The sequence below is a fragment of the Streptosporangium sp. NPDC006007 genome, from assembly GCF_040614315.1.
Taxonomy (GTDB): domain Bacteria; phylum Actinomycetota; class Actinomycetes; order Streptosporangiales; family Streptosporangiaceae; genus Streptosporangium.
The window spans coordinates 1-22,173 of sequence record NZ_JBEXUG010000028.1; the positions used below are offsets into that span (position 1 = coordinate 1).

Below are 22,173 nucleotides of genomic sequence, written 5' to 3' on the forward strand. Positions count from 1 at the left end.
CTCGGGGTCGAGCGAGCAGGGCGGTAGCCCGGCGGCACCTCGGGTGCATCAGCAGTCTCTCAACTGCCGACAAGAGGATGGTGCACCAGTGAGCCCGGCAGTGTTCTCGGACACCTTCAGGCTGCGCGCGATGGCTTCCAGCAGGGGCTGCGGGAAGTAGATGTTGGCAACGGTGATGGCGCCGGCGATCGCCATGACCAGGACGTTCACCCGCTGGACGGGGGGGTGGCGATCTCCTCCCCCGGGATCGTCACCGGAGGAGGCGAAGGGGGATGAAGGCAAAAGGGGGTCCCTCTTCCGAAGGGATGAGCTGGTCCGGCCTGCGACACCTGGGGCGGCCGCGTTGCCTCGACGCTAATACAGCCACTCCACACTGGCAATGCATTGCCATGGATTTGACAATGTAGTGCCAAACTTACGGCCAGAGGTGTCGTGTTCGGGCTTGTCGAATCGGGGTTTCTATGGATATCCTCAAGCCTGGGTGACTTGGCTACCCCTCTCGTCTCGCTGGGCGTCAACCGGTCGGTTCCATCAAGTATCTGGGGCAATCCGTATGCTGGAGCAGCCTTACTTCGGGCACAGGCTCAAGCGCCTGAGATGGGAGCGCGGCTTGTCTCAGGCGGCGCTCGCCGGGAACGGTATGTCCACCGGCTATCTGTCACGCCTGGAGTCGGGTGCGAGAAAACCCACGGCGCGCGCCGTGGCGTACCTGACCAGGCAGCTCGGGGTGAGCCCTGCCGAGTTCGAGGAGCACGGGGCCGTCTCGCTGGCCCAGGCTCTCACCATCGCCACCTCCGTGGAGTCCGACGAGACGGGCGGGGCGCTGGAAGCGGCCCTGGCCGTCGACGACCGGAGGAACTCCCTGCTGCGCTGGCAGGCGCTGTGGCTGCTCGCCCAGTGGAAGCGCCGGCACGGTGAGTACGCCAAGGAGCTGGAGTACCTCGAAGAGCTCGTCGCGCTCGGCGAAGAGGTGGGCCTGCCTGAGCTGCGGGTCAGGGCACTGACTCGGCTCGCCCGCTGCCTGCGGTCGTCGGGCGAGATCACCCGGGCCGGTGAGGTCGCCACCGCCGCGCACGGGCTGGCGAAGCGGTATGAGGTCGCGGCGCACGACCTCGCGCTGGTTCTGCTCACCTTGGTCTCGGTGGAGACGGAGGCGGGACGGCTGCCGGACGCCAGGGCGCACGCGGACGAGCTGACCGTTCTGGTCGAGGGACGGTCCGACACACTGTGGGCCGAGGCGATGTGGACGGCGGCGGCGCTGCGGGTCCGGCAGGGCGACTTCGACTCGGCCCAAGCGCTGCTCGACCAGGCCCTGGAGGGTTTCCGCAGCAGCGAGAACCTCATTCTGTGGCTGCGGTTGCGAGTCGCGGCGGCCAAGCTTCACCTGCAGAAGGCGGCGCCTGAGCTGGACACCGCTCGACGCTACATCAAGGCGATCGAGGTGGGCCTGCCGTTCGCCGGAACGCCTGCCCTGGAACAGGAGCTGGTGTCCCTCAAGGCGGATCTGGCGTTCTGTGAGGGCCGGTACGCGGACGCTCGTGCGCTGCTCGGCCAGCTCGACAGAGCGGGTCTGCTCATGTCCTACCGGGACCGTGTGCGGGTGGACATCCTCGACAATCGGCTGCGCATCGTCGGGGGCGATGAGGAGGAAGGCGTGCGCGGGATGCAGAGACTCGCGAAGCAGGCCTATGAGACGTCCAACATCGACCTGGCCGCGGAGATCTGGCGTATCGTCGCCGAGACGCTGGTCGAGATCCGGGGCAGGTCCTTCACTCTGCCCGCCTGACAGGCCGGGGCGCGTCTCCCGGTCCTCCAGCTCCGGTGTGCCGGCCTTTTCCGGATCAGCGGCCGGCTCCTTCCACGCGGGGCGTTGCCGCCCGAATCCGCGGATCGCCGGACCTCCAGTGCCTCAGGATCTCTTTCTCTTCACGCCGCCGGATTCGCGCTGCGGCGCCCGGCGCGGGCGGCTGCCTCCGGCCGGCCGGCGGTCTCTGTGTTGCCTAGATTTCCCGCAGGTCAAAACAATATTGCCAATCTGAAAGATAATATGGCACTATTTTGCCTTGTATTGGAAACCGTGGAGCCAGTGCCGACTGCCTACCGATTCATGAGCCCAGGGTGGAGAACATGAGGAGTGCGGAAGTACGCCCCATCGCAGTGCTGGTGGATGCATACACAACCGGCAATCACTTGCCTCCGGCTTTTGACAAGCTCGGCGTGGACGTCATACACGTCCAGAGCACGCCCGAGCTGATGACGTCCATGATGCCGCCTGATCTCACCCTCTACCGGGCGGTGGTCCCGTACGGAACTCCGGAGCAGACCGCGGCGCGACTGGCCGAATACCAGCCGATCTGCGTGATACCCGGCCAGGAGCCCGGCGTGCGGCTCGCCGACGAACTCTCTGAGCGGCTCGGCCTGCCGACCAACGGCACGGAGCTGTCCGCGGCCCGGCGTGACAAGTACGAGATGATCGAGGCCCTCCGCGCCAAGGTACGCTGCGCCGACCAGTTCAAGAGCGACAACGCCCAAGCCCTCGTCGAGTGGGCGGAGAGCCGGGGCCGGTACCCCGTGGTTGTCAAGCCCCTCTCCTCCGCCGCGTCCGAGGGGGTGGCCGTCTGCCGGAGCCCGGAGGAGGTCCGCAAGGCCGCGGAGGCGGTGCTGGGTACGCGGAACATCTTCCTTGAGGCCAATGACGAGGTGCTGATCCAGTCGTTCCTCCCGGGGGAGGAGTACATGGTCGACACCGTCTCGTACGCCGGCCGTCGCTATGTCACCGGCGTGTGGGAATACCGCAAGCGGCTGCGGGGCACCCACCGCGTCTACGACCAGGAGACGCTGGTCTCACCCGAGCTGAGCCCCGTGCCGGAGCTGGTCGCCTATATGCACGAGGTGCTCGACGCCCTCGGAGTGCGGTACGGCCCAGTCCACGCCGAGGTCATCATGACCCCCGAGGGCCCGGCTCTCGTCGAGATCGGCGCCCGGCTGAGCGGCAGCGTACTGCCCGCGTACAACGACCTGTGCCACGGAGCCAACCAGGCCGATGTGACAGCCCTCGCCTACGCCCGGCCAGAGGAGTTCCTCGGCCGGTACGCCGGCCGCACATACGAGAAGTTGCGCGAGGCCGCGGTGATCGACACGGCCACCGAGCTCGAAGGCGTCGTGGAGAGCATCGACCAGGAGGTGTTCGAGGAGATCGAAGCCTTGGAGTCCGTCCACTTCCTGCGCGCGAAGCTTCGGCCCGGCGGGCTCATCCGCCCCACTGTGGACCTCTATACGTCCACCCTCGTCGCCTACACCGTTCATGGGTCGCTGGAGCGGCTGCGGCAGGACTACGAGCGGATTCAGCAGCTCAAGGACCGCGTCTACCGGCTGCGCGACGACACGGAGACCGACCGTGACCGCTGAGTCCACCACGTCCGCGACGGAGTGCTCCACGCCGGGCGCGCGGAGCCTGCTGCTGATCGGCGGCGGCGGGGCGATGACGCTCAGCGTCGACGTCGCCGTCGAGGCGCTGCAACAGGCCCGGAGCCGCGGTCTGCGCACACATGTCACCAACCAGGCCGACACCCTGAAAGCCACCCGGGCGGTCGGGGAGAGCGCCGACGCCGTGTCCGCCGTCGACTTCGAGGATCCGGCGGGTACCGCCGGCTGGGCACTGCGTCTCTCGAAGGACGAGCGCGTCGACGTCGTTTTCGGAGTGCGGGAGATGGCTCAGCAGGCCGTGGCCGAAACCGCCCTCGCCCTGGGGCTGCCGGGTAATCCGCCCGAGGCCGTGCGCCGGGTCCGTACCAAGGACGAATGCCGGGCGGCGCTCGCCGCGGCCGGTTTCCGTCAGCCGGCCGCCGCGGTGTGCGACGGCGAGGACGAGGCTCGTTCCTTTCTGGCCCGGACCACCGGGCCGTGGGTGGTCAAGCCGCGCGACGGCTCGGACAGCGAGGGCGTCCGCAAGGTGACGGGTCCTGACGGGCTGCGCCCCGCGCTCGCGGAGCTGCCCGACCCTCACGTTCCCTTCCTCGTTGAGGAGTTCGTCGAGGGGGACGAGTTCAGCGTGGAGGGTGTCTTCATCGGCGGCCGGCCGCGTGTCCTGGCGGTCACGGCGAAGGAGAAGCTGCCGCCGCCGTACTTCGTCGAGATCGGGCACGTGGTGCCGGCGCCCCTCACCGAGGATGCTCGCGAGGAGATCGGGGAGGGGGTCCGCGCCGCCCTGACCGCGCTGGGGCTCCGGTTCGGACTGTTCCACGTCGAGCTGTGGCTGACCCGGGACGGGGTCGTTCTCGGTGAGGTGCACGCCCGGATCGGCGGAGGCTGGATCCACCGGATGCTGCCGCACCTCTGGCCTGGTCTGGAGCTGTACGGCATGGTGTACGACGACGCGCTCGGTCGTGTCGTCGACCTCCCCGGACGCCCGATACGGGCCGCGGCCTCCCGCTACTTCGCCCCGCCGCCCGGGCGGCTGGTCGGCGTTGACGGATGGGAGGCGGTGCGTCGTCATCCGGCGGTGCTGCACACCGAGCTTCTGGTCTCGCCCGGCGACGTCATCCACCCGTACCGCAGCGGCGAGGACCGGGTGGGCGTGGTGGTCGTGGGCGCCGCGACTCCGCAGGAGGCGCGCGCCCTGGCCCGTGAACTCGTCGGCTCCGTACGCTTCGTGACCGAGCCCGTCGAGGTCGGCGGTCCTGCCGGGCTCGCCGGAACCACCGGGCCGTCAGAGCCGGTCGGCCGGGTGGCTGTGACTCGTGAGTCCCGCCCGCTCACCAGCTCGTTCCGGATCTCCCACATGACGATCGAGACGGTCGACATCGTGCGCCTGCGGTTTCTGGACGCAGCCGGGGAGGTCCAGGGCGAGGGCGAGATCGCCGCCGATCTCGGTTATGGGCAGGACGGTTCCGCCGTCGCCGCCCAGGCGGCGGAACTCGCGCGGGAACTGGCCGCGGACGGCCTCGCGGACGGCCCGGATCAAGTGGCCCGGCTCACCGGCCGCCTGGAACGGGCCGCCGCCGGCGGTGTCGGCGCGCCCGCCCGCATGCTTGTCGAGATGGCCGCGCTCGACCGAGCCGCCCGGCTGGCCGGCCTGCCGGTGTGGCGGCTGCTCGGACTGCCGGGGGCCGGCCGGATCGACCTGCTGCACACGGTTCCCATCGGCGAGGAGGTCCCCGCCGACGGCCGCCCTCTGAAGATCAAGCTGGGCCGGGCGGACGACGCGGACGTGTTGCGCTCCCTGGCCGGCGCGCCGGGCCCGCTGATCCTGGACGTCAACCGGGGCTGGGATCGGGCGACGTGGGAGCTACTGCGTCCGCTGGTCACCGCCCTCGCCCCGGTCGTACTGGAGGACCCGGCACGCGACCCGGAACTGATCGCCGAGATACGCGCGGCGCTACCCGGTACCACCGTCGTCCTCGACGAGGGTGTCGCCTCCGTGGAGGACGCCGAGCACGCCGTCGGGACCGCGGGCGGAGTCAACGTCAAACTGATGCGCTTCGGTGGACTGCTGCCCGCGTTGACCGCGCTCACCCGCGCCGCCGAGCTGGGCGGGGCCCGGATGCTCGGATGCTTCCTCGAACCGCCCCGCGCCATCGCCTACGCCGCACAGCTCGCGGGCCTGTGCGACTGGACCGATCTGGACGGGCACTTCTGGGTCAGCGACGACCCGGTGGTCCAGACGTACCGGCTCGACAGCAGCGCCCCGGGCATCCCTCGCATCTCCTACGGCCACGGCACCCCGGCCACCGTGGGGGAAGGCCGCCGGTCATGACCGCGGAACGGCGGACGGCTCCGTACGGCAGCTGGTCATCGCCCATCAGCGCCACCGACGTCGCTCGCGGCGAAGCCCTTGTCGAATGGGTCGGCTTCGTCGGCGGCGAGGTGTGGTGGACCGAGGCGTGCCCGGAGGAGAACGGGCGTAGCGCGCTCATGCGGTGCGCCCCCGACGGGGTCGGCGAGGTACTGCCGCCCGGCTGGGACGTACGGACCCGGATGATCGAGTACGGCGGCCGGCCCTGGCTGTCGCTGTCCGGGCAGGCTGAGGACGGCATCGTCTTCACCCACGCCGCCGACCAGCGGGTCTACCTCTGGCGGCAGGGCGGCACGCCGGTGCCCCTCAGCCCCGCCGGAGCCTGGCCTGCCCAGCTGCGCTACGCCGACTTCGCGGTACGCGAGGACGAGGTCTGGTGCCTGCGTGAGATCGCCGCCGACCAGGAGGCCACCCACGCGGTGCGCCACCTCGTGGCGCTGCCGCTGGACGGCAGCGCCGCCGAGGACCCCTCACGGGTGCGGGAGCTGGCAGCCAGCCACCACTTCATGACGGGCCCCCGGATCGAACCCGGCGGGAACCGGGTGGTCTGGCTCGGCTGGGACCATCCGGCGATGCCGTGGGACACCACCGAGCTGATGATCGCGTCCGTGACGGCCGACCGCGCGCTCACCGAGCCGGCCGTGCTCGCGGGCGGCGGCGAGGAGTCGATCACTCAGGTCGAGTGGGCCGCCGACGGCTCCGGGTCGTTGTACGCCGTCACCGACCCCGAAGGCTGGTGGAACGTCCACGAGATCTTCCCGGACGGCGGGGCCCGTAACCTGTGCCCGCGCGCCGAGGAGTTCGGTGAGGCGCTGTGGCGGATCGGTCTGCGCTGGTGCCTGCCGCTGCGTGACGGCAGCCTCGCCGTCATCCACGGCGTTGGTGAGCGCAGGCTCGGCGTTCTCACCCGGGACGGCCGGCTGACGGACTTTGACGGCGCCGCCACCGAGTGGTTCTTCGCCGCGACCGACGGGTACCGCGTCGCCGCGGTGGTCGCCGGGCCGGGCCTGCGCCGTGCCGTGGTCCTGGCCGACCTGGCCGGCGGCGGGGTCGAGGTGCTGCGGCCCCCCGGGGACGCCGCCTCCACGGCCTGGGCGAGCACACCGGTCCGGCGTACCTACGACGGGCCGGACGGCGCGGAGGTGCACGCCCACGTGTATCCGCCGTATCACCCCGGGCGCACAGGCCCGGAGGGCGAACTGCCGCCCTGGCTGGTCTTCGTGCACGGTGGTCCGACGAGCCGCAGCCATCTGGTGCTCAACCAGGAGATCACCTATTTCACTAGCCGGGGTATCGGAGTACTCGACGTGCAGTACGGCGGATCGACCGGCTACGGCCGGGCCTACCGCGAGCGGCTGCGCGGGAGCTGGGGGCTGACCGATGTGCGCGATTGCGCCACGGCGGTCCGTGGCCTGATCGCCGACGGTCTCGCCTCCCCGGACCGCATCGCGATCCGGGGAGGCAGCGCGGGAGGCTGGACGGCGGTGGCGTCGCTCGGTGCGGAGCCCGGCCTCTATCGGGCGGCCGGCGTCTACTACCCGGTGCTCGACCCGGTCGGCTGGCGCACCCGGGGCACCCATGACTTCGAGTCGCGGTATCTCGACGGGCTGATCGGTCCTTGGCCGGAGGCCGGAAACCGGTACGAGGAACGTTCGCCGCTGGCGGGGGCGGCTCGGATCCGGGCTCCCCTCGTCCTGTTCCAGGGGCTTGAGGACACCGTCTGCCCGCCATCCCAGGCCGAGCGGCTGCTCGAACTGCTCGACGGATCAGGGGTTGAGCACCGCTACCTGGCCTTCGAGGGCGAGGGGCACGGCTTCCGGCGCTCCGCCGCCATCGCCACCTCGCTCCATGCCGAGCTGGAGCTCTACGGGCGGGCCCTCGGTTTCACGCCCGCCCCCTGACCACCCTTCACCCCTTGCTCCTCCCACCCGAGAGAACACACCACGAACCACTAGAAGGACGGTCATGTCCGCAAATGAACAACTGAACTTCGACCGGCTTGACCCTGGGGTGAGAAGGGACCTTCGGACACTCTGCCGCCTTGACAACTATCACGGGCTGCTCGGGGTGCTCTTCGAGTACGCGCTGATCGCCGCATCCGTGGCCCTCTGCATCGGAGTCTCCTACTGGTTCTATCCGGTGGCCCTGATCGTCATCGGCTCCGCGCAGCGCTTTCTCGCTCATTTCCTCCACGAGTCCAGCCACAAGACCTTCGCCCGCAACAAGATCCTGAACCTGATCGGCGGGTCCGTGCTCTCCGGCTACCCGGTGTGGCACCTGTACGGCCCGTATCGCAGCTCCCACGTGGGAAGTCACCACCGCAACCTGGGCGACGCCGACATCGACCCCGACTATCGGTTCCACATCGAGTGCGGGCTGTACGACATTGAACAGTCCGACCGCCACTTCTTCTTGAAGGAGGTGGTCCTTTCCATCATGGGCCTGCGTACTTTCGCTTACATCAGGTACATCGTCCGGGAGCGGATTTTATGCGACAGCTCGCAGATCACCGTGTCCGTACCGATGCCGCTCTGGGTTGAGCGGGCCATCTTCCTCACCCAGTGGGTTCTCGTCTTCGGGCTCTGCGCATGGGGCGGGGTACTGCCGCACCTGCTGTTGTTCTGGTTCGTGCCGTTGTTCACCACCAATGTGGCGATTGGCTGGCTCGCCGAACTGTCCGAGCACTATCCGATGCCGGAGAGCGAGAACAAACAGGTGCTCCTCACCCGCAACCGCCATGGTTTTTTTCTGGAACGATTGCTGATCAGCCGCCACAACGACCGCTACCACCTGGTCCACCACCTCAACGCCGGCATCCCGCACTGGAATCTCGGGCGTGCGCACCGCGTACTGCTGCGCGATCCCGGCTATGCCGTCTGGGACGGCCTGTGGGCCGGCGCCTTCACCCGCTCCTCCTCCCGGCGGGGGAAGGAGACGGTGATCAGCTACGCCGCCAAGTACCGGCGATGGCGCAAGGACGGCGGCGACCCCTCGGCGGCCGACCCCACCTTCGCCCAGCTCATGCTGCTCGGGGCCGTTTCCCCGGCACCGGCGCAGCCGGGCACCTCACTGACGGAAAGTTCGAGGTAGAGTCATGAACTCTGAGACGTCACAGAGCGTTCTGCACAGCGCCGCGTCCCAGGGCCTGCGCGCCCTGGCCGCGGACGAGCGGTGCCGCAGCGCCTTCACCGCGCCGGGTTCCGTGCTCCAGGACATTCTGTCGCCCGCGGCGCGGCGGTACGTGCTCGCGGCAGGGCGACAGGAGTTCCTCGGCCACCTCGCGATCTTGCACGAGAAGTCCTACCAGGTCACCGTCGAGTTCGTCGGCGAGGAGAACTCCGACCCCGCGCGGATCGAGCAGGTCGTCCAGGAGTACCTGTCGGTGCTCGACCACAGCCCGGTGCCGGGGCAACTCGGCTTCGACCTGTCCAATGTGGGTCTCACCGTGTCCCATGACCTCGCCGTGCGGAACACCTCGCGCATCGTTGAGGCCGCTGCGGCCAAGGACTGCGAGGTCGTCTTGAGTATGGAGCGCTCCTCGACCGTCGATGCCGTGCTGAGCGTGTACCGCGAACTCGCCGAGCGGTACGGCAACGTCGGGATCACCCTTCAGGCCAAACTGCACAGGACCGAGGACGACATCCGTACGGCGGCCCAGCCCGGCCGAAAGATACGCCTGGTCAAGGGCGCCTTCCAAGAGTCGCCCGACGTCGCCCTGAGTCATGGCCCGGCGCTCGACAGCCGCTATCTGCGGTTCGCCGAGGAACTCGTCGACCGGGGCGTACGGCTCAGCCTGGCCACCCAGGACTCCGGCGTGCTGGCCGCGGCGAAGAGCAGCGGACTGCTGGAGCGGGTCACCGAGATCGAGATGCTGCACGGCGTGCAGCCCCACCTGCTGCGCGGCTACCACGAGGCCGGCTACCCATGCCGGATCTACGCCACCTACGGCGAGAACTGGTGGCTTCATCTGCTGCACCGCCTGGCTGAGCACCCGCCGATGGTGCTCACCGCGCTGGCGGATATCGCCGACCGGGGGGAGCGGGCCGTCGGGACCGGCTACTAGCCCGCGACAGACCACTCAACGTGACGGGCAGGTGGAGAGCTGTGGAGAGCGAAATGGCACAGAACGGCGTACCCGGCGTCGGCGGCCGGCTGGTTCATCTGAACACGGCCGGTGCCGGACTGATGCCGGAGACCGTCCGCGAGGCGATGATCGCGTGTGTCGAGCGTGAGGCCGCGCTCGGCTGCTACGAGACGGAGGAGTCTCTGGACGACCTCCTCCAGGGGGAGGTCTATCGGCGCCTCGCGCGGGTGCTGGGGGCCCCCGTCGAGGATGTCGCGCTGTTCGACAGCGCGACCAGGGCCTGGTGCGCGGTGGTGCCCCGGCTGCGGCTCGGGGCGTCCGACCGCGTCTGGGTCACCCCGTACGAGTACGCGGGCAACCTCATCTCCCTGTTCTCTCTGCGTGACCGCACGGGTTGCCGGATCGAGGTCGTCCCCACGCTGCCGGGCGGAGACCTCGATCTGGAGTGGATGGCCGCGAACATCTCGGACGACGTGGCGCTGGTGTCGGTGACCCACATCCCCTCCGGCTGCGGCATCGTCAACCCCGTCGAGGAGATCGGACGTATCCTCGCCCCGTACCGGTGCTTCTACGCCGTGGACGCCTGCCAGTCGATTGGCCAGGTCCCGCTGGACGTGTCCCGCGTCGGCTGCCAGCTGCTCACCGGAGCCGGCCGGAAGTTCATACGCGGCCCGCGCGGCACGGGGTTCGCCTATGTGGCACCGGAGCTGCGCGCGGTACTGGCGACCGACTTCCACGACCTGCACGTGGCGCACGTCGACTCGCCCACCCGCTATCGGATCACCGACACCAGTGCCCGCGGCCTGGAACTCGCCGAGCGGACCACCGCGGCGGTGGCCGGACTGAACGCGGCGCTCGCTCTCCACGAGTCGGGCACGCCCTTCGGCCACGGAGACGTCTTCCAGGCGCTGTACGCCACCGTGGCGGATACGCCGGGCATCGAATTGATCGCCCCGGGTGAGGTGCAGTCGGGCATCGTCTCCTTCCGGCACGCGGAGATTCCGGCCGATGTGATCCGCCGGCGGCTCGGCGAGCGCCGGATCAACGTCTGGAAGATCACCGGTAACCACACCCCCCTCTACATGGCGCGGCGCGGTGTCGAGACGGCGGTACGCGCATCGGTGCATTACTACAACACCCTGGAGGAGATCGACGTGTTCGGCACGGCCCTCCGTGAGGTCATCGACGCGGGAGATGATCGGTGACATCGGGCGGTGTGCGGCCTCGGCACTCCTCGGGCGACATGGAGACCCTGCACGCGGCCGTGCGCCGGTGCGCCGAGACCCGGCCCGAGGCCACCGCCCTGGTGCACGGTGAGCGGACCGTCACCTACGGTGAGCTGGACCGCACGGCCGACGCCTGGGCGGTGTCGCTGGCCTGCGGGGGCGTCGGCCCCGGCGAACTGGTGCCGGTGCTCCTGCCGCGCGGCGCGGAACTGGTCACCGCGATCCTGGCCATCCTCAAACTCGGCGCCGCCTACACCCTGCTGGACCCGGCGTGGCCGGACCGTCGCGTTCAGGAGGTCATCGGGGAACTCGGGGCGCGGATCCTCGTGGGCGGCGTGGACGGCACCCGGGCACGCGCCTCGGTGCCGATCTGGTCCGTCGCCGAGGCGCCGGCCGGGCCGGTCAGCGGGTTCCGCCCCGCCGAGGTTGCCTCGACGGCGCCGGCCTGTGTCTTCTTCACCTCCGGGACCACCGGCCGTCCCAAGGGCGTCCTGGTGCCGCATGTCGCGACAGCACGGCTGGTACGTCCCGGCACCTTCGCCCGGTTCGCCGCCGACACCGTGATTCCCCTGGCCGCCGCACTGCCCTGGGACGCCTTCTCCCTGGAACTGTGGGGTGCGCTGCTCAGCGGCGGCACCTCGCTCGTCGTCGACGAGCCGTATCTGTCCGCCCAGGCGCTCCGGGACGGGGTCTCGGTTCACGGCGTCGACACCGTCTGGCTCACCAGCGGCCTGTTTAACATGATCATGGATGAGGCCCCGGGCGCTTTCCAGGGCCTGCGGCAGGTCATGACCGGCGGCGAACGACTCTCCGTCCCCCACGTACGCGGCTTCCTCCGGCGGCACCCCGGCATCACGTTGATCAACGGCTACGGTCCCGTGGAGAGCACGGTGTTCGCCACCACCCATCGTGTCACCGAGGCCGACTGTGACAGGCCCGGCGGCATCCCGATCGGCCGGCCCGTCCCCGGTACGGAGGTGCACGTCATCGACGGTGAGATCTGCGTCGCGGGCGAAGGTCTCGCTCTGCGGTATCTCAACGACGCCTCGCTCACCTCGGCGCGATTTCCCGAGGTGTCACTGCGGGGGGAGACGGTCCGCGTCTACCGCACCGGGGACCTGGGCCACTTCGACGATGAGGGGCTGCTCCACTACCGGGGCCGAGGCGACCGTCAGGTGAAGATCCGTGGCCATCGGATCGAGCCGGCCGAGGTCGAGCGGCAGATCGAGGGGCTGCTGCCGGCCGTTCTGCGCTGCCGGGTGGTGGCCCGCCGTGACGCGGCGGGAACCGCCGGGGGGCTGCTGGCCTTCTGCGTCCCCCTCACGCCGGGTGATCCGCTGCGTGGCGCCGCCGGAGAGCTGAACTCGGCGCTCGTGCGCTATCAGCGGCCGGACGCCGTGATCAGCGTCCCGGCCTTCCCTCTGACCGCCAACGGCAAGCTGGACGAACGCGCACTGCTGGAGTCGTCATCGTCGGAGATCATCGCGGCGGCGGGGGGCAGGGCGCCCGGCCCGGGTACGGAGAGCGGGCCGGCAGAGGGTGATCGGCTCGTTCGCCTGGTCGCCGGAGTCTTCGCCGCCCTGCTCGGCGCGGACAGCGTGCCGGCGGACACGTCGTTCACCGAACTCGGTGGCACCTCGCTCGGCGCCGGGCGGGTCTGTGCCCGGCTGGCCTCGGAGCTCGGCCGGCCTGTACCGGTGTCGCGGCTGTACGAGCACCCGACGGCTCGCGCGCTCGCGCGATGGCTGCGCGGTTCCCAGCCGCCCGCCGCGGAGGCATCCAGGACCGTATCGGCCGACGTACCGCTCACTCCCATGCAGAGCGTCTATCTCACCCGTCACCTCCTCGACCCGGATGACCGGTCCGCCCACTGCCTCATGATCTGGTCGATCGAGGGCGAACCGGACCTGGACACCCTTGAGGCCGCCGCCGAGGACGTGCACCGGCGGCATGACGTGCTGTCCTGCGCCTACCTGCTGGCCCCCGATCCGGTCGCCCGTCCTCTCCGGGCCCCCGCCCCGGTACTGGAGGTGCTGCCGGAGGCCCGGGACACCGAGGCCGCGGTCAACGCGCTGCGCGACCTGCTCGGCGAGCCTTTGGAAATCTCCGAAGGAGATGTGTGGCGCACCGCCCTGGTGCCGTTGAGATCCGGGGGTGGCTCCGTACTGGGCTGCGTAGTGCACCACATCGCCTTCGATGGGTGGTCCGAATCCGTCCTGGCCGAAGATCTCGCCGAGGCGTACAACGAGCGGCGCCGCACCGGCCTCGCCCCCGTCCGGCCCGCGGCGCCCACGCCCGCCGAGGCGCACCGGCTGCGCGCCGCCCGGCTCGCGCAGACCGACATCGACCGCCAACGTGCCTGGCTGGCCGATGAATTGCGTGATGTGCCGCAGTTGAGGTGGCCCGGTACCCCGGCGAGTACGGAGCACCGCCTTCCGCCGGACCGGCATGAGGTGACCTTGGAGGCCGAGGTCGCCGCGGGACTGGACGCGGCGGCCGCACGGTCCGGCGTCACCCGGTTCACCCTGCTCCTGTCCTGCTACGGCCGGCTGGTGGCCGGTCTCACCGGCGCGGACGACTTCGCGATCGGCGTCCCCGTGGCCCAGCGCTACGAGGAGCGTCTCGAAGGTGCCATCGGGTGCCACATCGACATGGTCTGCGTCCGGCTGCGTGGCGCCGCCCTCGGTGACGGCCCGGGCGCCGTCACCGAGACAGGCCGCGTCGTCGAGCGGGTCTTCGCCGCCCAGGATGTCGCCTTCGACGAGGTCGTGCGCCTGGTGAACCCTCCCCGGAGCACCCGGGCTCCGCTCTTCCAGACCCTGTTCGTCCTTCAGGACAACGCCGTCCCCACCTTGGCGCTGGACGGTTTCGTCACCGAGTTCTTGCGCCCGCCCTACCTCGGCATCCCGTTGGAGGTCCAGACGGAGGTCTGGCCGTTGGCCGGCGGAGGCCTGCGTCTGGCGATCAACTACCGCCCCGGCGTCATCTCGCACGGCGTGGCCCACGACCTGTTGACAAGGTTGGCCGACCTGGTGCGCGCCCTCTCGCAAGGAGCCCGATCATGAACGTTCTCGTTCCTGAGCCGACCAGCCTCGTCAATCCCGGGTTCTACGGGACCGGCGGTCCGCACTCCGTGTGGCGCCGGATGCGGGAGCACGACCCGGTGCACTGGCATGAGCCCGCGCAGTATCCAGGCTTCTGGTCGCTGACCAGGTACGACGACATCCGTGCGGCCTCCTGTGACGCCCGGGTTTTCAGCTCGGCCCAGGGCATCCTGCTCCGTCCCGTCGCCCTCGGCGTGGACCCGGGCGGCGGCCGTACCCTGGCTCTCACCGACCCGCCCCGGCACAGGGCGCTGCGCTCGCTCGTGGCGGACTGGTTCACCACCCGCTCGGTTCGCGATCTTGAGGACGGCATGCGCGGTGCGGTGCGCGATGTCGTGGCACACGCGATGGAGCTGGAGGAGTGCGACTTTGTCACCGACATCGCCGCGCGGCTTCCGCTGTATGTCATCTGCCGCCTCATGGGTGTGCCGGCGACCGAGCAGGAACTGCTCTTCTCGCTCACCAGCAAGGCGTTCGCCGCCGGGGCCCCGGAGGTCCGGAGCGCCGCGCACCAGCAGATCATGCAGTACTTCGCCGACCTCATGTACCGCCGGATGAACGAGCCCGCCGACGACCTGGTGAGCGCACTGGTGATGGGCGAGATCGACGGTGAGCTGTTTTCCGAGGAGGAGATCCTCCTCAACTGCGACAACCTCCTCGTCGGCGGCACCGAGAACGTCCGGCTCGCCGTGTCCGGCGGCATGCGGACGTTCCTCGACCACCCGGACGACTGGAAGCGGCTGCGAGAGGACCGGGGTCTGCTGCCCACCGCGGTCGAGGAGGTTCTGCGCTGGACATCGAGCGCCACCCATGTCATGCGTACGGTAACCGAACCCGTTGTGCTCCACGGCCGAGAGATCCACGCGGGTGACCGTGTTGTGCTGTGGATCCCCTCCGCCAACCGTGACGAGCTCCGTTTCGAGGACCCCGACCGCTTCGACATCGGCCGCCGCCCCAACCGCCATCTCGCGTTGGGGGCCGGGGAGCACTTCTGCCTCGGCGGGATGCTGGCCCGAGCCGAGATGCGGATCTTCTTCACCGAGCTCCTGGACTCTGTGAAGGGCATCGAACAGACCGGCCCGGCGGTGCCGGTCGAGTCGATCGTGGTCAGCGGAGTGGAGCACCTGCCGGTCCGGCTCAAGGCGAAGTGAGCGAAACCACGCCGCCGACCTCCCCGGCCGGCCCGCACGCCGTACGCCCCGGTGTTGATCGACGCCGAGATCGCTTCGGTGGCGCGCGGGCGGCGGCCGCCGAAGATCCGTGATGTGCCGGTGCGCCGGTCACGGTCGTCGCCGCCGGAATCGTCGTCGGTCACGGTGACCAAGGTCTCATCCGGCCGGATACCGGTGCGTTTCCCGGAGAGGACAGGATGGAATGTCCCCAACCGGGAAATGGTTATGCAACCAAATAGACGTGACGACAAAGAGGAGCCACCGGTGGCGACCATTGAGGTAACCGAGAAGAACTTCAACGAGATCGCCGATGACGGGATCGTCCTGCTGGACTTCTGGGCAGCCTGGTGCGGGCCGTGCCGTACGTTCGGGCCGATTTTCGAGAAGTCGTCGGAGAAGCACGCCGACATCACGTTCGGCAAGATCGACACCGAGGCCGAGCAGGGGCTGGCCCAGGGCTTCGAGATCACCTCGATCCCCACGATCATGGCGATCCGCGACGGCATCGTGGTCTTCGCCCAGCCCGGAGCGCTGCCCGCCCCCGCTCTGGAGGATCTGATCGGTCAGGTCCGCGCGCTCGACATGGACGAGATCCGTGCCGAGCTGGCGAGCGAACTGGGCGCCCAGAACAACTGACGTCCGGATGCGAAAAGCCCCGCGCCGTCACCGGTCGCGGGGCTTTCGCGCGTGGACTCCCGGGGGTCAGGCCGAGCGGTAGAGCTCCGCCACCCGGAAGGCCATGTCTAGCGACTGGCTCCGGTTGAGACGCGGGTCGCAGGCCGTCTCGTAGCGCAGCGCCAGGTCGTCCTCGACGATCTCGGTGCCGCCGCCCACGCACTCGGTGACGTCGTCACCGGTGAACTCGATGTGGACACCGCCGGGGTGGGTGCCCAGGGCGCGGTGCACCTCGAAGAAGCCCGCCACCTCGTCCAGCACGTCGTCCAGGCGGCGGGTCTTGTGGCCGCTGGGCGCCTCGAAGGTGTTGCCGTGCATCGGGTCGCAGATCCAGGCCACCTGCGCGCCGTCCGCGGTGACCTTCTCCACCAGCGCGGGCAGGTGCTCGCGGATCTTCGACGCGCCCATCCGGGTGATGAAGGTCAGGCGGCCGGGCTCGTTGTCCGGGTTCAGCTTCTCGACCAGGGCGAGGGCCTCCTCGGCCGTGGTGGTGGGGCCGAGCTTCACCCCGATCGGGTTGCTGATGCGGGAGAAGAACTCCACGTGCGCCCTGTCCAGCTGGCGGGTGCGCTCGCCGATCCAGACCATGTGCGCCGACACGTCGTACGGCCGGCCGGTCCGGGAGTCGATCCGGGTGAGCGCCTGGTCGTAGTCGAGGATCAGCGCCTCGTGCGAGGAGTAGAACTCCACGCTGTGGAACTCCTCCGGCTCGGCCCCGCACGCGCGCATGAACGCCAGCGCCTGGTCGATCTCCCTGGCGAGCCGCTCGTAGCGCTTGCCGGCCGGCGACTCGCTCACGAAGTCCTGGTTCCAGGCGTGCACCTGGCGCAGATCGGCGTAGCCGCCCTTGGTGAACGCGCGGATCAGGTTCAGCGTCACCGCCGAGGAGTGGTAGGCGCGCAGCAGCCGCCCGGGGTCGGGCCTGCGGGAGGAGGGGGTGAAGTCGAAGCCGTTGACCATGTCGCCCCGGTAGGCGGGGAGCTCCACGCCGTCGCGGACCTCGGTCCCCTTGGACCGAGGCTTGGCGAACTGCCCGGCTATCCGGCCGATCTTCACGACCGGCACCTTCGCCGCGTAGGTGAGCACGATCGCCATCTGCAGCAGCGTCTTCAGCTTGTTGCGCACGCAGTCCGCGGTGGCCCCGGAGAACGTCTCGGCGCAGTCGCCGCCCTGCAGCACGAAGGCTTCGCCCCGCGTCACGGCCGCGAGCTCGGCCTTGAGGTTGTCACACTCCCCGGCGAACACGAGGGGCGGCAGCCCCGCCAGTTCGGTGACCACCCTGTCCAGCTCATCACGGTCGGGCCATTCGGGCTGCTGCGCCGCGGGCAGCCGCCGCCAGGAATCGAGGTTGTTGCTCACGACATACCAGGCTATTGCAACCGCGTACGCGATCTAACCCGAATGTCCACGGATTGAGAACGTCTTTATACCCGGTGAGATCGAACCGGCGTTTTGACGTGCTCGGGCAGGACGCCGAGACCGATGAACCGGCGGGCCAGGGCGCCGATCACCGGGAGGCGGGAAAGGTCGCGCGGCAGCCGTACCGGCCTGTCACCCCCGGCCAGGGCCGGGCGGATCAGCATGGTCTGCACCACGCGCTGGGCGAACTGGGTCACCACGGTGGGCGGGGTACGGCGGCGCTGGACCGCGGCGAGCAGGGACTCGGGGATCTCGGCTCCGTCCGCCAGCGGCCCGGCCAGCAGGTTGGCCGCGGCCACCGCGTCCTGCACGGCCAGGTTGATGCCGACGCCGAAGACCGGTGACATGGCGTGCGCGGCGTCACCGATGACCAGCAGGCCCGGCCGGTGCCAGCGGCGCAGCCGGTTGAGTGCGACCGACAGCACGCTCACGTGGTCGAAGTCCGGCAGCAGGCCGGCGCGTTCCCCCAGGAAGGGCAGGAGCGTGGCCACCGGCTCGCGGAGGGCCTCGATGCCCCGGGACCGCAGGGCGTCGAAGCCGCCCTTGGGGATCAGGTAGGCGAGCTGCCAGTAGGTCTCCCGGTTGATCACCACCATCATGTGGCCGGCGGAGAGCCTCAGGAAGGTCTTCTCGGGGTCGGCGGCCTCACGTGGCAGCCGGAACCAGACCACGTCCATCGGCGCTCCGTGCTCCACCGGGACGAGCCCGGCGGCCTCGCGCACGTCGGAGTGGCGGCCGTCGGCGGCCACGGTGAGCGTCGCCCGGAGCTCGTGTTCACCGTCCGGATCCCGGTAACGGACCCCGCGCACCGCGTTGCCCTCGCGGATCACGTCGTGGACCTCGGCGTTCATGACGAGGCGGAAGCCGGGGTACCGCGCGGCGGCGGTCGTCACCAGGTTGAGGAAGTCCCACTGCGGGACGAACGCGATGTAGCGGTACTTGCCGGTGAGGTTGGACAGGTCGGCGATCCGTATCGAGCCCTCGTCGGTCTCCATCGCCATGGCGTGCGCCTTGTGGTGCGGGATCCGGTGAAACTCCTCGGCCAGCCCGATCTCGTCGAGCACCTCCAGGGTGGAGGGGTGGATGGTGTCGCCTCTGAAGTCACGGAGAAAGTCGGCGTGTTTCTCCAGCAGCGTCACCTCGACACCGGACCTGGCCAGCAGTAGCGCGAGCACGGCCCCCGCCGGGCCGCCCCCGGCGATCACACATGTGTTCCGCGTCATAATTCATCACCCATTGAAATTCTGGCACAGGAAACCCGCCGGGAGAACAGTCCTCCCGGCGATCCATTCGTTACCCGGTGCCGAGTACGCGGATGAGGCGGACCGGCCGCCTCCCCGGACTCCACCGGGCCCGGGCCGTCGGCCTTCGCCGGGCGCCCCTCAGCAGGGGGCGATCGTCCAGGAGGTCTCCACCTTGCCGCCCGGCTGGAGCACGATCAGGCCGGTGCCGGAGTTGAAGGCGTCGGGAGGACAGGTCATCGGCTCGACGGCCAGCCCCCGGTGACCCAGCCCGGTGCCGGTGCACACCTGCACCCAGGGCAGCGCGGCGGCGTCCCAGCGGAGCTCGACCCCGCCGTCCGGACCGCTCACCCGCACCCTGACCAGCCCGTCGGCGTCCGCGACGAGCCCGGTGAAGGCGTGGTCCACGGCCGTGCCGCCGACCGCCCGCGGGGTCCTGAAGTCGTACGGCGTGCCGGAGACGTCCTCCAGGGAGCGTGGCAGCAGCAGATCGTCCGTCAGCAGCACCCGTCGCGCGGGCACCCGCAGCTCGTACTCCTCGACGCTGTCGCCCGCCAGCAGCCACGGGTGCGCCCCGCAACCGTAGGGGGCGGCCTCGTCGCCGGCGTTCTCCGCGGTCAGCGTGGTGGTCAGCCCGTCGGAGGTCAGCGAGTAGAGCACCCGCAGGGCGATGGTGAACGGATAGCCGGGGGACGGGGTGATCGTGTGGGCCAGCCGTACGAAACCGTGCTCGTCCTCCACCGACAGCCACTCCACCGCCCGCCAGCCGGCCTCGGCGACCAGCCCGTGCAGGGCGTGACCCAGGCTCTCCTCGTTCACCGGCAGCCGGTGCGTCCGGCCGCCGAAGGCGTAGCGGGCGCCGCCCGCCCGGTTGGGCCAGGGGGCGAGCAGCGTGCCGCTGTAGTGCGGGATCGGCCCGCCGGCCGGCCAGCCGGTCACCAGGTCGCGCCCGCCGTGCCGGAGCACGCGCAGGGCCGCGGCCCGCTCGCTTATCTCAGCGTGCATGTCGCCGCCGCGGAGGGTGAACTGCCTGGACACGGGGGTCCTTTCGCCGGAGGAGGCCGTGGGGCGGACGCGGTGGCCGGGGCCGGCCGGGCCCGCGACCGACTCAAGGGTCGGGCGGCGGCCGCCGTTCGTCAAATGGACGCCGAAGGGGCGCGGCCCGGCAGCCGCGCCCCTTTCCGATGCGAGCCGGTCAGTCGCTGTAGACCGGGTAGCCGTAGCCGACGACCTGGGAGATCGGCCGGATCCGCTCCTCGACCCGGCCGTTGCCGGTGTTGCCCTCGATCGTGGTGATCGTGCCGTTGCCGTTGTCCTTCTTCACGAAACCGACGTGGTCGATCCCGCTGATGTCCTTGCCGCCGGCCCAGTCGAAGTAGACGACCGCGCCGGGCTTGGGAGTGGTGCCCCAGTGGTTGTTGGTCTTGAACCACTTGGCGTGGGTGACGGTGTAGGCGTCCCAGCCCATGGTGGGCCGGATGCCGGCCTTCTCGCCGACCCAGGAGACGAACATCGCGCACCAGGGGGCGTTGGCGTACGCCTGGAGGGCGCCGCCGTCGCGGGCGACCGTCTCCTGGGCGCGGGGCGACGACATGTACCAGGACTGGAACTTGGTCCCGCCGCCCCGGGAGTTCTCGCTGACGCCGATCTGCTGGGCGGCGATGTCCAGGACCTGCTGGGCGCTGACCTTCGGCAGTCGCTCGGCCTCAAGCTGGAGCGGGGTCATGGCGGCCCTGGAGGTCTCGGTGTGGGAAGGGCCGAACGGGGTGTGTCCGGGAGTGTCCGCCAGGGCGGCGGGTCCCGCGAGGACGCCGCCGGTGAGGGCGATGGATGTTCCAAGGATGACGCGGGCCAGGTGGTGCTTCCCGGGGGTGAGGAGATGCTTGGCCATGAGGGGTTTGACTCCTTGCTTCGCTTCCATACCGCTTACCGGGTTAGCTGACGGGTTCGGGCTGGGAAGTGCCCTACGGCGGATGTACGCGCCGATTCACCCCAAAAAACGTGGTTCCCCGGTTCCGCGAGGTTCGCGGATTCAGCGGCCACGCTTCCCTGGTGGAGGAATCCGCCTGGTGAAGCGTGGTCGGGCAATGTGGTGGCAATGCGCGGACCTTCGCAGGTCCAGGCGTTCGCCATGAATTCGTAGAAGCTACGCGAACCGGACAGACGATTACAAGTCCGACACATTGCTATGGCTTGGGAATACGCCTGGATCGAGCGGGCGGACCGGCCACGCTCCGAGGCTCCCCGGCCCGTGTCAATCTTCGACCACGACCCGGGAACCCCTGCGGGAGAGGCGCTCCCGTGCGCGAGGCCGGAGAGGGGGCGGTCACGGGACGGTCACGCCGCCACCCTCCCGGGCGCCGAAGGTAAATCTTTTCGCTGACCCGCGTTTTACCCGGCCGTTGACGTCCGGCCTCACCCGGCGTCAGACCCCGGCGCCGATGGACCCCATGAGCATGGGGAGCGCGCGCTCCAGGCCGCGCCGCCAGTACGGCCAGCTGTGCGTGCCGGGGCCGTAGAAGTCGACGGTGATGCTGTCGCCGTCGGCCCTGGCCCGCTCGACGAAGGTCTGCGCCTGCCGGAGCAGGGCCGTCTCACCCCGGTCCACCGCGGTTCCCGCGGGGTCGAGCGGGCCGGGGGAGCCGTCCCCGCAGGAGACGAAGAGCCGCGTGCCGCGCAGCCTCGCGGTGAGGTCCGCCGGGTTGTGCGCGGCCCACTCGGGATCCTGCGGGTCGCCCCAGAGATCGGCGGAGTCCTCGCCGTAGCGGCCGAGCAGCCGCTGGACGCCGTCGTAGCCGTCACGGGTGTGCAGCACACCGGAGAAGGAGGCCGCGGCCTGGAACAGGCCCGGGTGGCGGGCCGCGTAGGACATCGCGCCGAACCCGCCCATGGACAGCCCGGCCACCGCCCGCCGGTCCCCGGCGCCGTAGTCGCGCTCCAGGATCCGGCGGACCTCGGTGAGATGGAAGGACTCCCAGTCGGGTCCGTCCCGCCAGTCGGAGTAGAAACCGACCTCGCCACCCTCCGGCATGACCACGATCGCCGGGTAACGCGAGGCGAGCTCGGCCGCGTCCCCCTCGGTGGCCCAGGTGTCGTAGTCGGTGTGGCAGCACCCGTTGAGCAGGTACAGCACCGGCCACGGCCCTGAGCCCGGCCGCCAGCCCTCGGGCAGCAGCACCCGGGCCGTGCCCTCGCGGCCCAGCGAGGGGGAGGCGATGGTGAGCACGTGGTCGCGCTCGCCCAGGCGGTCGACCTGGACGTCCTGCCGGTTGTCGTGCGGAGAGTCTCCGGAGGAGAAGGGCATCAGCAGGGCCAGGAGCACGGCCACCACCGCTGCTCCGGCCAGTAGAAACACTCCGAGGCGTACGGCTGTGCGGTTCACACGGCCAATCCTGACGGCTCCCGGCGGTCACGGGAAGCGCCGGAGCCCGCGTGGCGGCGGCTCCGTGGCGGCGGGG

At 70.1% G+C, this 22,173-nt stretch carries 16 protein-coding genes and 1 riboswitch; of the genes, 10 read left to right on the forward strand and 6 right to left on the reverse strand.

Translation table 11 applies throughout. The annotated features are described in order from the left end of the window. Nucleotides 1-48 precede the first annotated feature (48 nt). On the reverse strand, nucleotides 49-210 hold the full coding sequence (locus ABZ194_RS20975; protein WP_355598655.1) for a hypothetical protein: 162 nt from the start codon (nucleotides 208-210) through the stop codon (nucleotides 49-51). Between the two features lie 343 nt (nucleotides 211-553). On the opposite strand from ABZ194_RS20975, the gene ABZ194_RS20980 reads away from it, so the two are divergent. From ABZ194_RS20980 to ABZ194_RS21025, 10 genes are all read left to right on the forward strand, one after another. Next, nucleotides 554-1,786 (forward strand): helix-turn-helix domain-containing protein, encoded by a 1,233-nt coding sequence (locus tag ABZ194_RS20980; protein WP_355598657.1) that lies wholly within the window; start codon nucleotides 554-556, stop codon nucleotides 1,784-1,786. Between the two features lie 341 nt (nucleotides 1,787-2,127). Continuing rightward, nucleotides 2,128-3,408, forward strand: a complete 1,281-nt coding sequence (locus ABZ194_RS20985; protein ID WP_355598658.1) for an ATP-grasp domain-containing protein — start codon at nucleotides 2,128-2,130, stop codon at nucleotides 3,406-3,408. Next, nucleotides 3,398-5,755 carry an ATP-grasp domain-containing protein gene (locus tag ABZ194_RS20990; protein WP_355598660.1) on the forward strand — a complete coding sequence of 786 codons (2,358 nt, stop codon included), beginning with the start codon at nucleotides 3,398-3,400 and terminating at the stop codon, nucleotides 5,753-5,755. The genes ABZ194_RS20985 and ABZ194_RS20990 overlap by 11 nt, the downstream gene beginning before the upstream one ends. After that, nucleotides 5,752-7,695 (forward strand): prolyl oligopeptidase family serine peptidase, encoded by a 1,944-nt coding sequence (locus tag ABZ194_RS20995; protein WP_355598662.1) that lies wholly within the window; start codon nucleotides 5,752-5,754, stop codon nucleotides 7,693-7,695. Before ABZ194_RS20990 ends, ABZ194_RS20995 begins: the two co-directional genes overlap by 4 nt. A gap of 64 nt (nucleotides 7,696-7,759) precedes the next feature. Then, nucleotides 7,760-8,884 (forward strand): fatty acid desaturase family protein, encoded by a 1,125-nt coding sequence (locus ABZ194_RS21000; RefSeq protein ID WP_355598664.1) that lies wholly within the window; start codon nucleotides 7,760-7,762, stop codon nucleotides 8,882-8,884. Nucleotides 8,885-8,888: 4 nt separating this feature from the next. Next, the gene (locus ABZ194_RS21005) at nucleotides 8,889-9,857 is read left to right on the forward strand and encodes a proline dehydrogenase family protein (RefSeq protein WP_355598666.1); all 969 of its coding nucleotides are present in this window, start codon (nucleotides 8,889-8,891) and stop codon (nucleotides 9,855-9,857) included. Between the two features lie 53 nt (nucleotides 9,858-9,910). Beyond that, the gene (locus ABZ194_RS21010; RefSeq protein WP_355598668.1) at nucleotides 9,911-11,083 is read left to right on the forward strand and encodes an aminotransferase class V-fold PLP-dependent enzyme; all 1,173 of its coding nucleotides are present in this window, start codon (nucleotides 9,911-9,913) and stop codon (nucleotides 11,081-11,083) included. After that, entirely contained in the window at nucleotides 11,080-14,169 is a 3,090-nt protein-coding gene (locus tag ABZ194_RS21015; protein ID WP_355598669.1) for an AMP-binding protein, read from the forward strand. The genes ABZ194_RS21010 and ABZ194_RS21015 overlap by 4 nt, the downstream gene beginning before the upstream one ends. Next, a complete protein-coding gene (locus ABZ194_RS21020) occupies nucleotides 14,166-15,359 on the forward strand; it encodes a cytochrome P450 (protein WP_355598670.1) in 1,194 nt (397 codons plus the stop codon). The genes ABZ194_RS21015 and ABZ194_RS21020 overlap by 4 nt, the downstream gene beginning before the upstream one ends. 285 nt (nucleotides 15,360-15,644) lie before the next feature. Then, nucleotides 15,645-16,016, forward strand: coding sequence for a thioredoxin domain-containing protein (locus ABZ194_RS21025; protein WP_355598671.1), 372 nt, complete (start codon nucleotides 15,645-15,647; stop codon nucleotides 16,014-16,016). A 66-nt stretch (nucleotides 16,017-16,082) separates the two neighbouring features. Here ABZ194_RS21025 and ABZ194_RS21030 read toward each other — a convergent pair whose 3' ends face one another. The 5 genes from ABZ194_RS21030 to ABZ194_RS21050 form a co-directional block, all read right to left on the reverse strand. Next, complete coding sequence (locus tag ABZ194_RS21030) at nucleotides 16,083-17,414, reverse strand: class II 3-deoxy-7-phosphoheptulonate synthase (protein ID WP_355598672.1); 1,332 nt, start codon at nucleotides 17,412-17,414, stop codon at nucleotides 16,083-16,085. A 65-nt stretch (nucleotides 17,415-17,479) separates the two neighbouring features. Continuing rightward, nucleotides 17,480-18,697 carry an FAD-dependent oxidoreductase gene (locus tag ABZ194_RS21035; RefSeq protein WP_355598673.1) on the reverse strand — a complete coding sequence of 406 codons (1,218 nt, stop codon included), beginning with the start codon at nucleotides 18,695-18,697 and terminating at the stop codon, nucleotides 17,480-17,482. Nucleotides 18,698-18,856: 159 nt separating this feature from the next. Next, nucleotides 18,857-19,753, reverse strand: coding sequence for an aldose 1-epimerase family protein (locus tag ABZ194_RS21040; RefSeq protein WP_355598674.1), 897 nt, complete (start codon nucleotides 19,751-19,753; stop codon nucleotides 18,857-18,859). Nucleotides 19,754-19,910: 157 nt separating this feature from the next. Continuing rightward, complete coding sequence (locus ABZ194_RS21045; RefSeq protein ID WP_355598675.1) at nucleotides 19,911-20,606, reverse strand: CHAP domain-containing protein; 696 nt, start codon at nucleotides 20,604-20,606, stop codon at nucleotides 19,911-19,913. Between the two features lie 17 nt (nucleotides 20,607-20,623). Beyond that, nucleotides 20,624-20,763, reverse strand: a riboswitch (cyclic di-AMP (ydaO/yuaA leader). A gap of 377 nt (nucleotides 20,764-21,140) precedes the next feature. Beyond that, nucleotides 21,141-22,097, reverse strand: a complete 957-nt coding sequence (locus ABZ194_RS21050) for an alpha/beta hydrolase family protein (protein ID WP_355598676.1) — start codon at nucleotides 22,095-22,097, stop codon at nucleotides 21,141-21,143. Nucleotides 22,098-22,173 lie beyond the last annotated feature (76 nt).

What these genes read in the sequence shown, in the direction of transcription:
- ABZ194_RS20980 (WP_355598657.1), top strand. Translation starts at nt 554, where the DNA reads ATGCTGGAGCAGCCTTACTTCGGGCACAGGCTCAAGCGCCTGAGATGG.
- ABZ194_RS20985 (WP_355598658.1), top strand. Translation starts at nt 2,128, where the DNA reads ATGAGGAGTGCGGAAGTACGCCCCATCGCAGTGCTGGTGGATGCATAC.
- ABZ194_RS20995 (WP_355598662.1), top strand. Translation starts at nt 5,752, where the DNA reads ATGACCGCGGAACGGCGGACGGCTCCGTACGGCAGCTGGTCATCGCCC.
- ABZ194_RS21000 (WP_355598664.1), top strand. Translation starts at nt 7,760, where the DNA reads ATGTCCGCAAATGAACAACTGAACTTCGACCGGCTTGACCCTGGGGTG.
- ABZ194_RS21005 (WP_355598666.1), top strand. Translation starts at nt 8,889, where the DNA reads ATGAACTCTGAGACGTCACAGAGCGTTCTGCACAGCGCCGCGTCCCAG.
- ABZ194_RS21010 (WP_355598668.1), top strand. Translation starts at nt 9,911, where the DNA reads ATGGCACAGAACGGCGTACCCGGCGTCGGCGGCCGGCTGGTTCATCTG.
- ABZ194_RS21020 (WP_355598670.1), top strand. Translation starts at nt 14,166, where the DNA reads ATGAACGTTCTCGTTCCTGAGCCGACCAGCCTCGTCAATCCCGGGTTC.
- ABZ194_RS21035 (WP_355598673.1), bottom strand. Translation starts at nt 18,697, where the DNA reads ATGACGCGGAACACATGTGTGATCGCCGGGGGCGGCCCGGCGGGGGCC.
- ABZ194_RS21045 (WP_355598675.1), bottom strand. Translation starts at nt 20,606, where the DNA reads ATGGCCAAGCATCTCCTCACCCCCGGGAAGCACCACCTGGCCCGCGTC.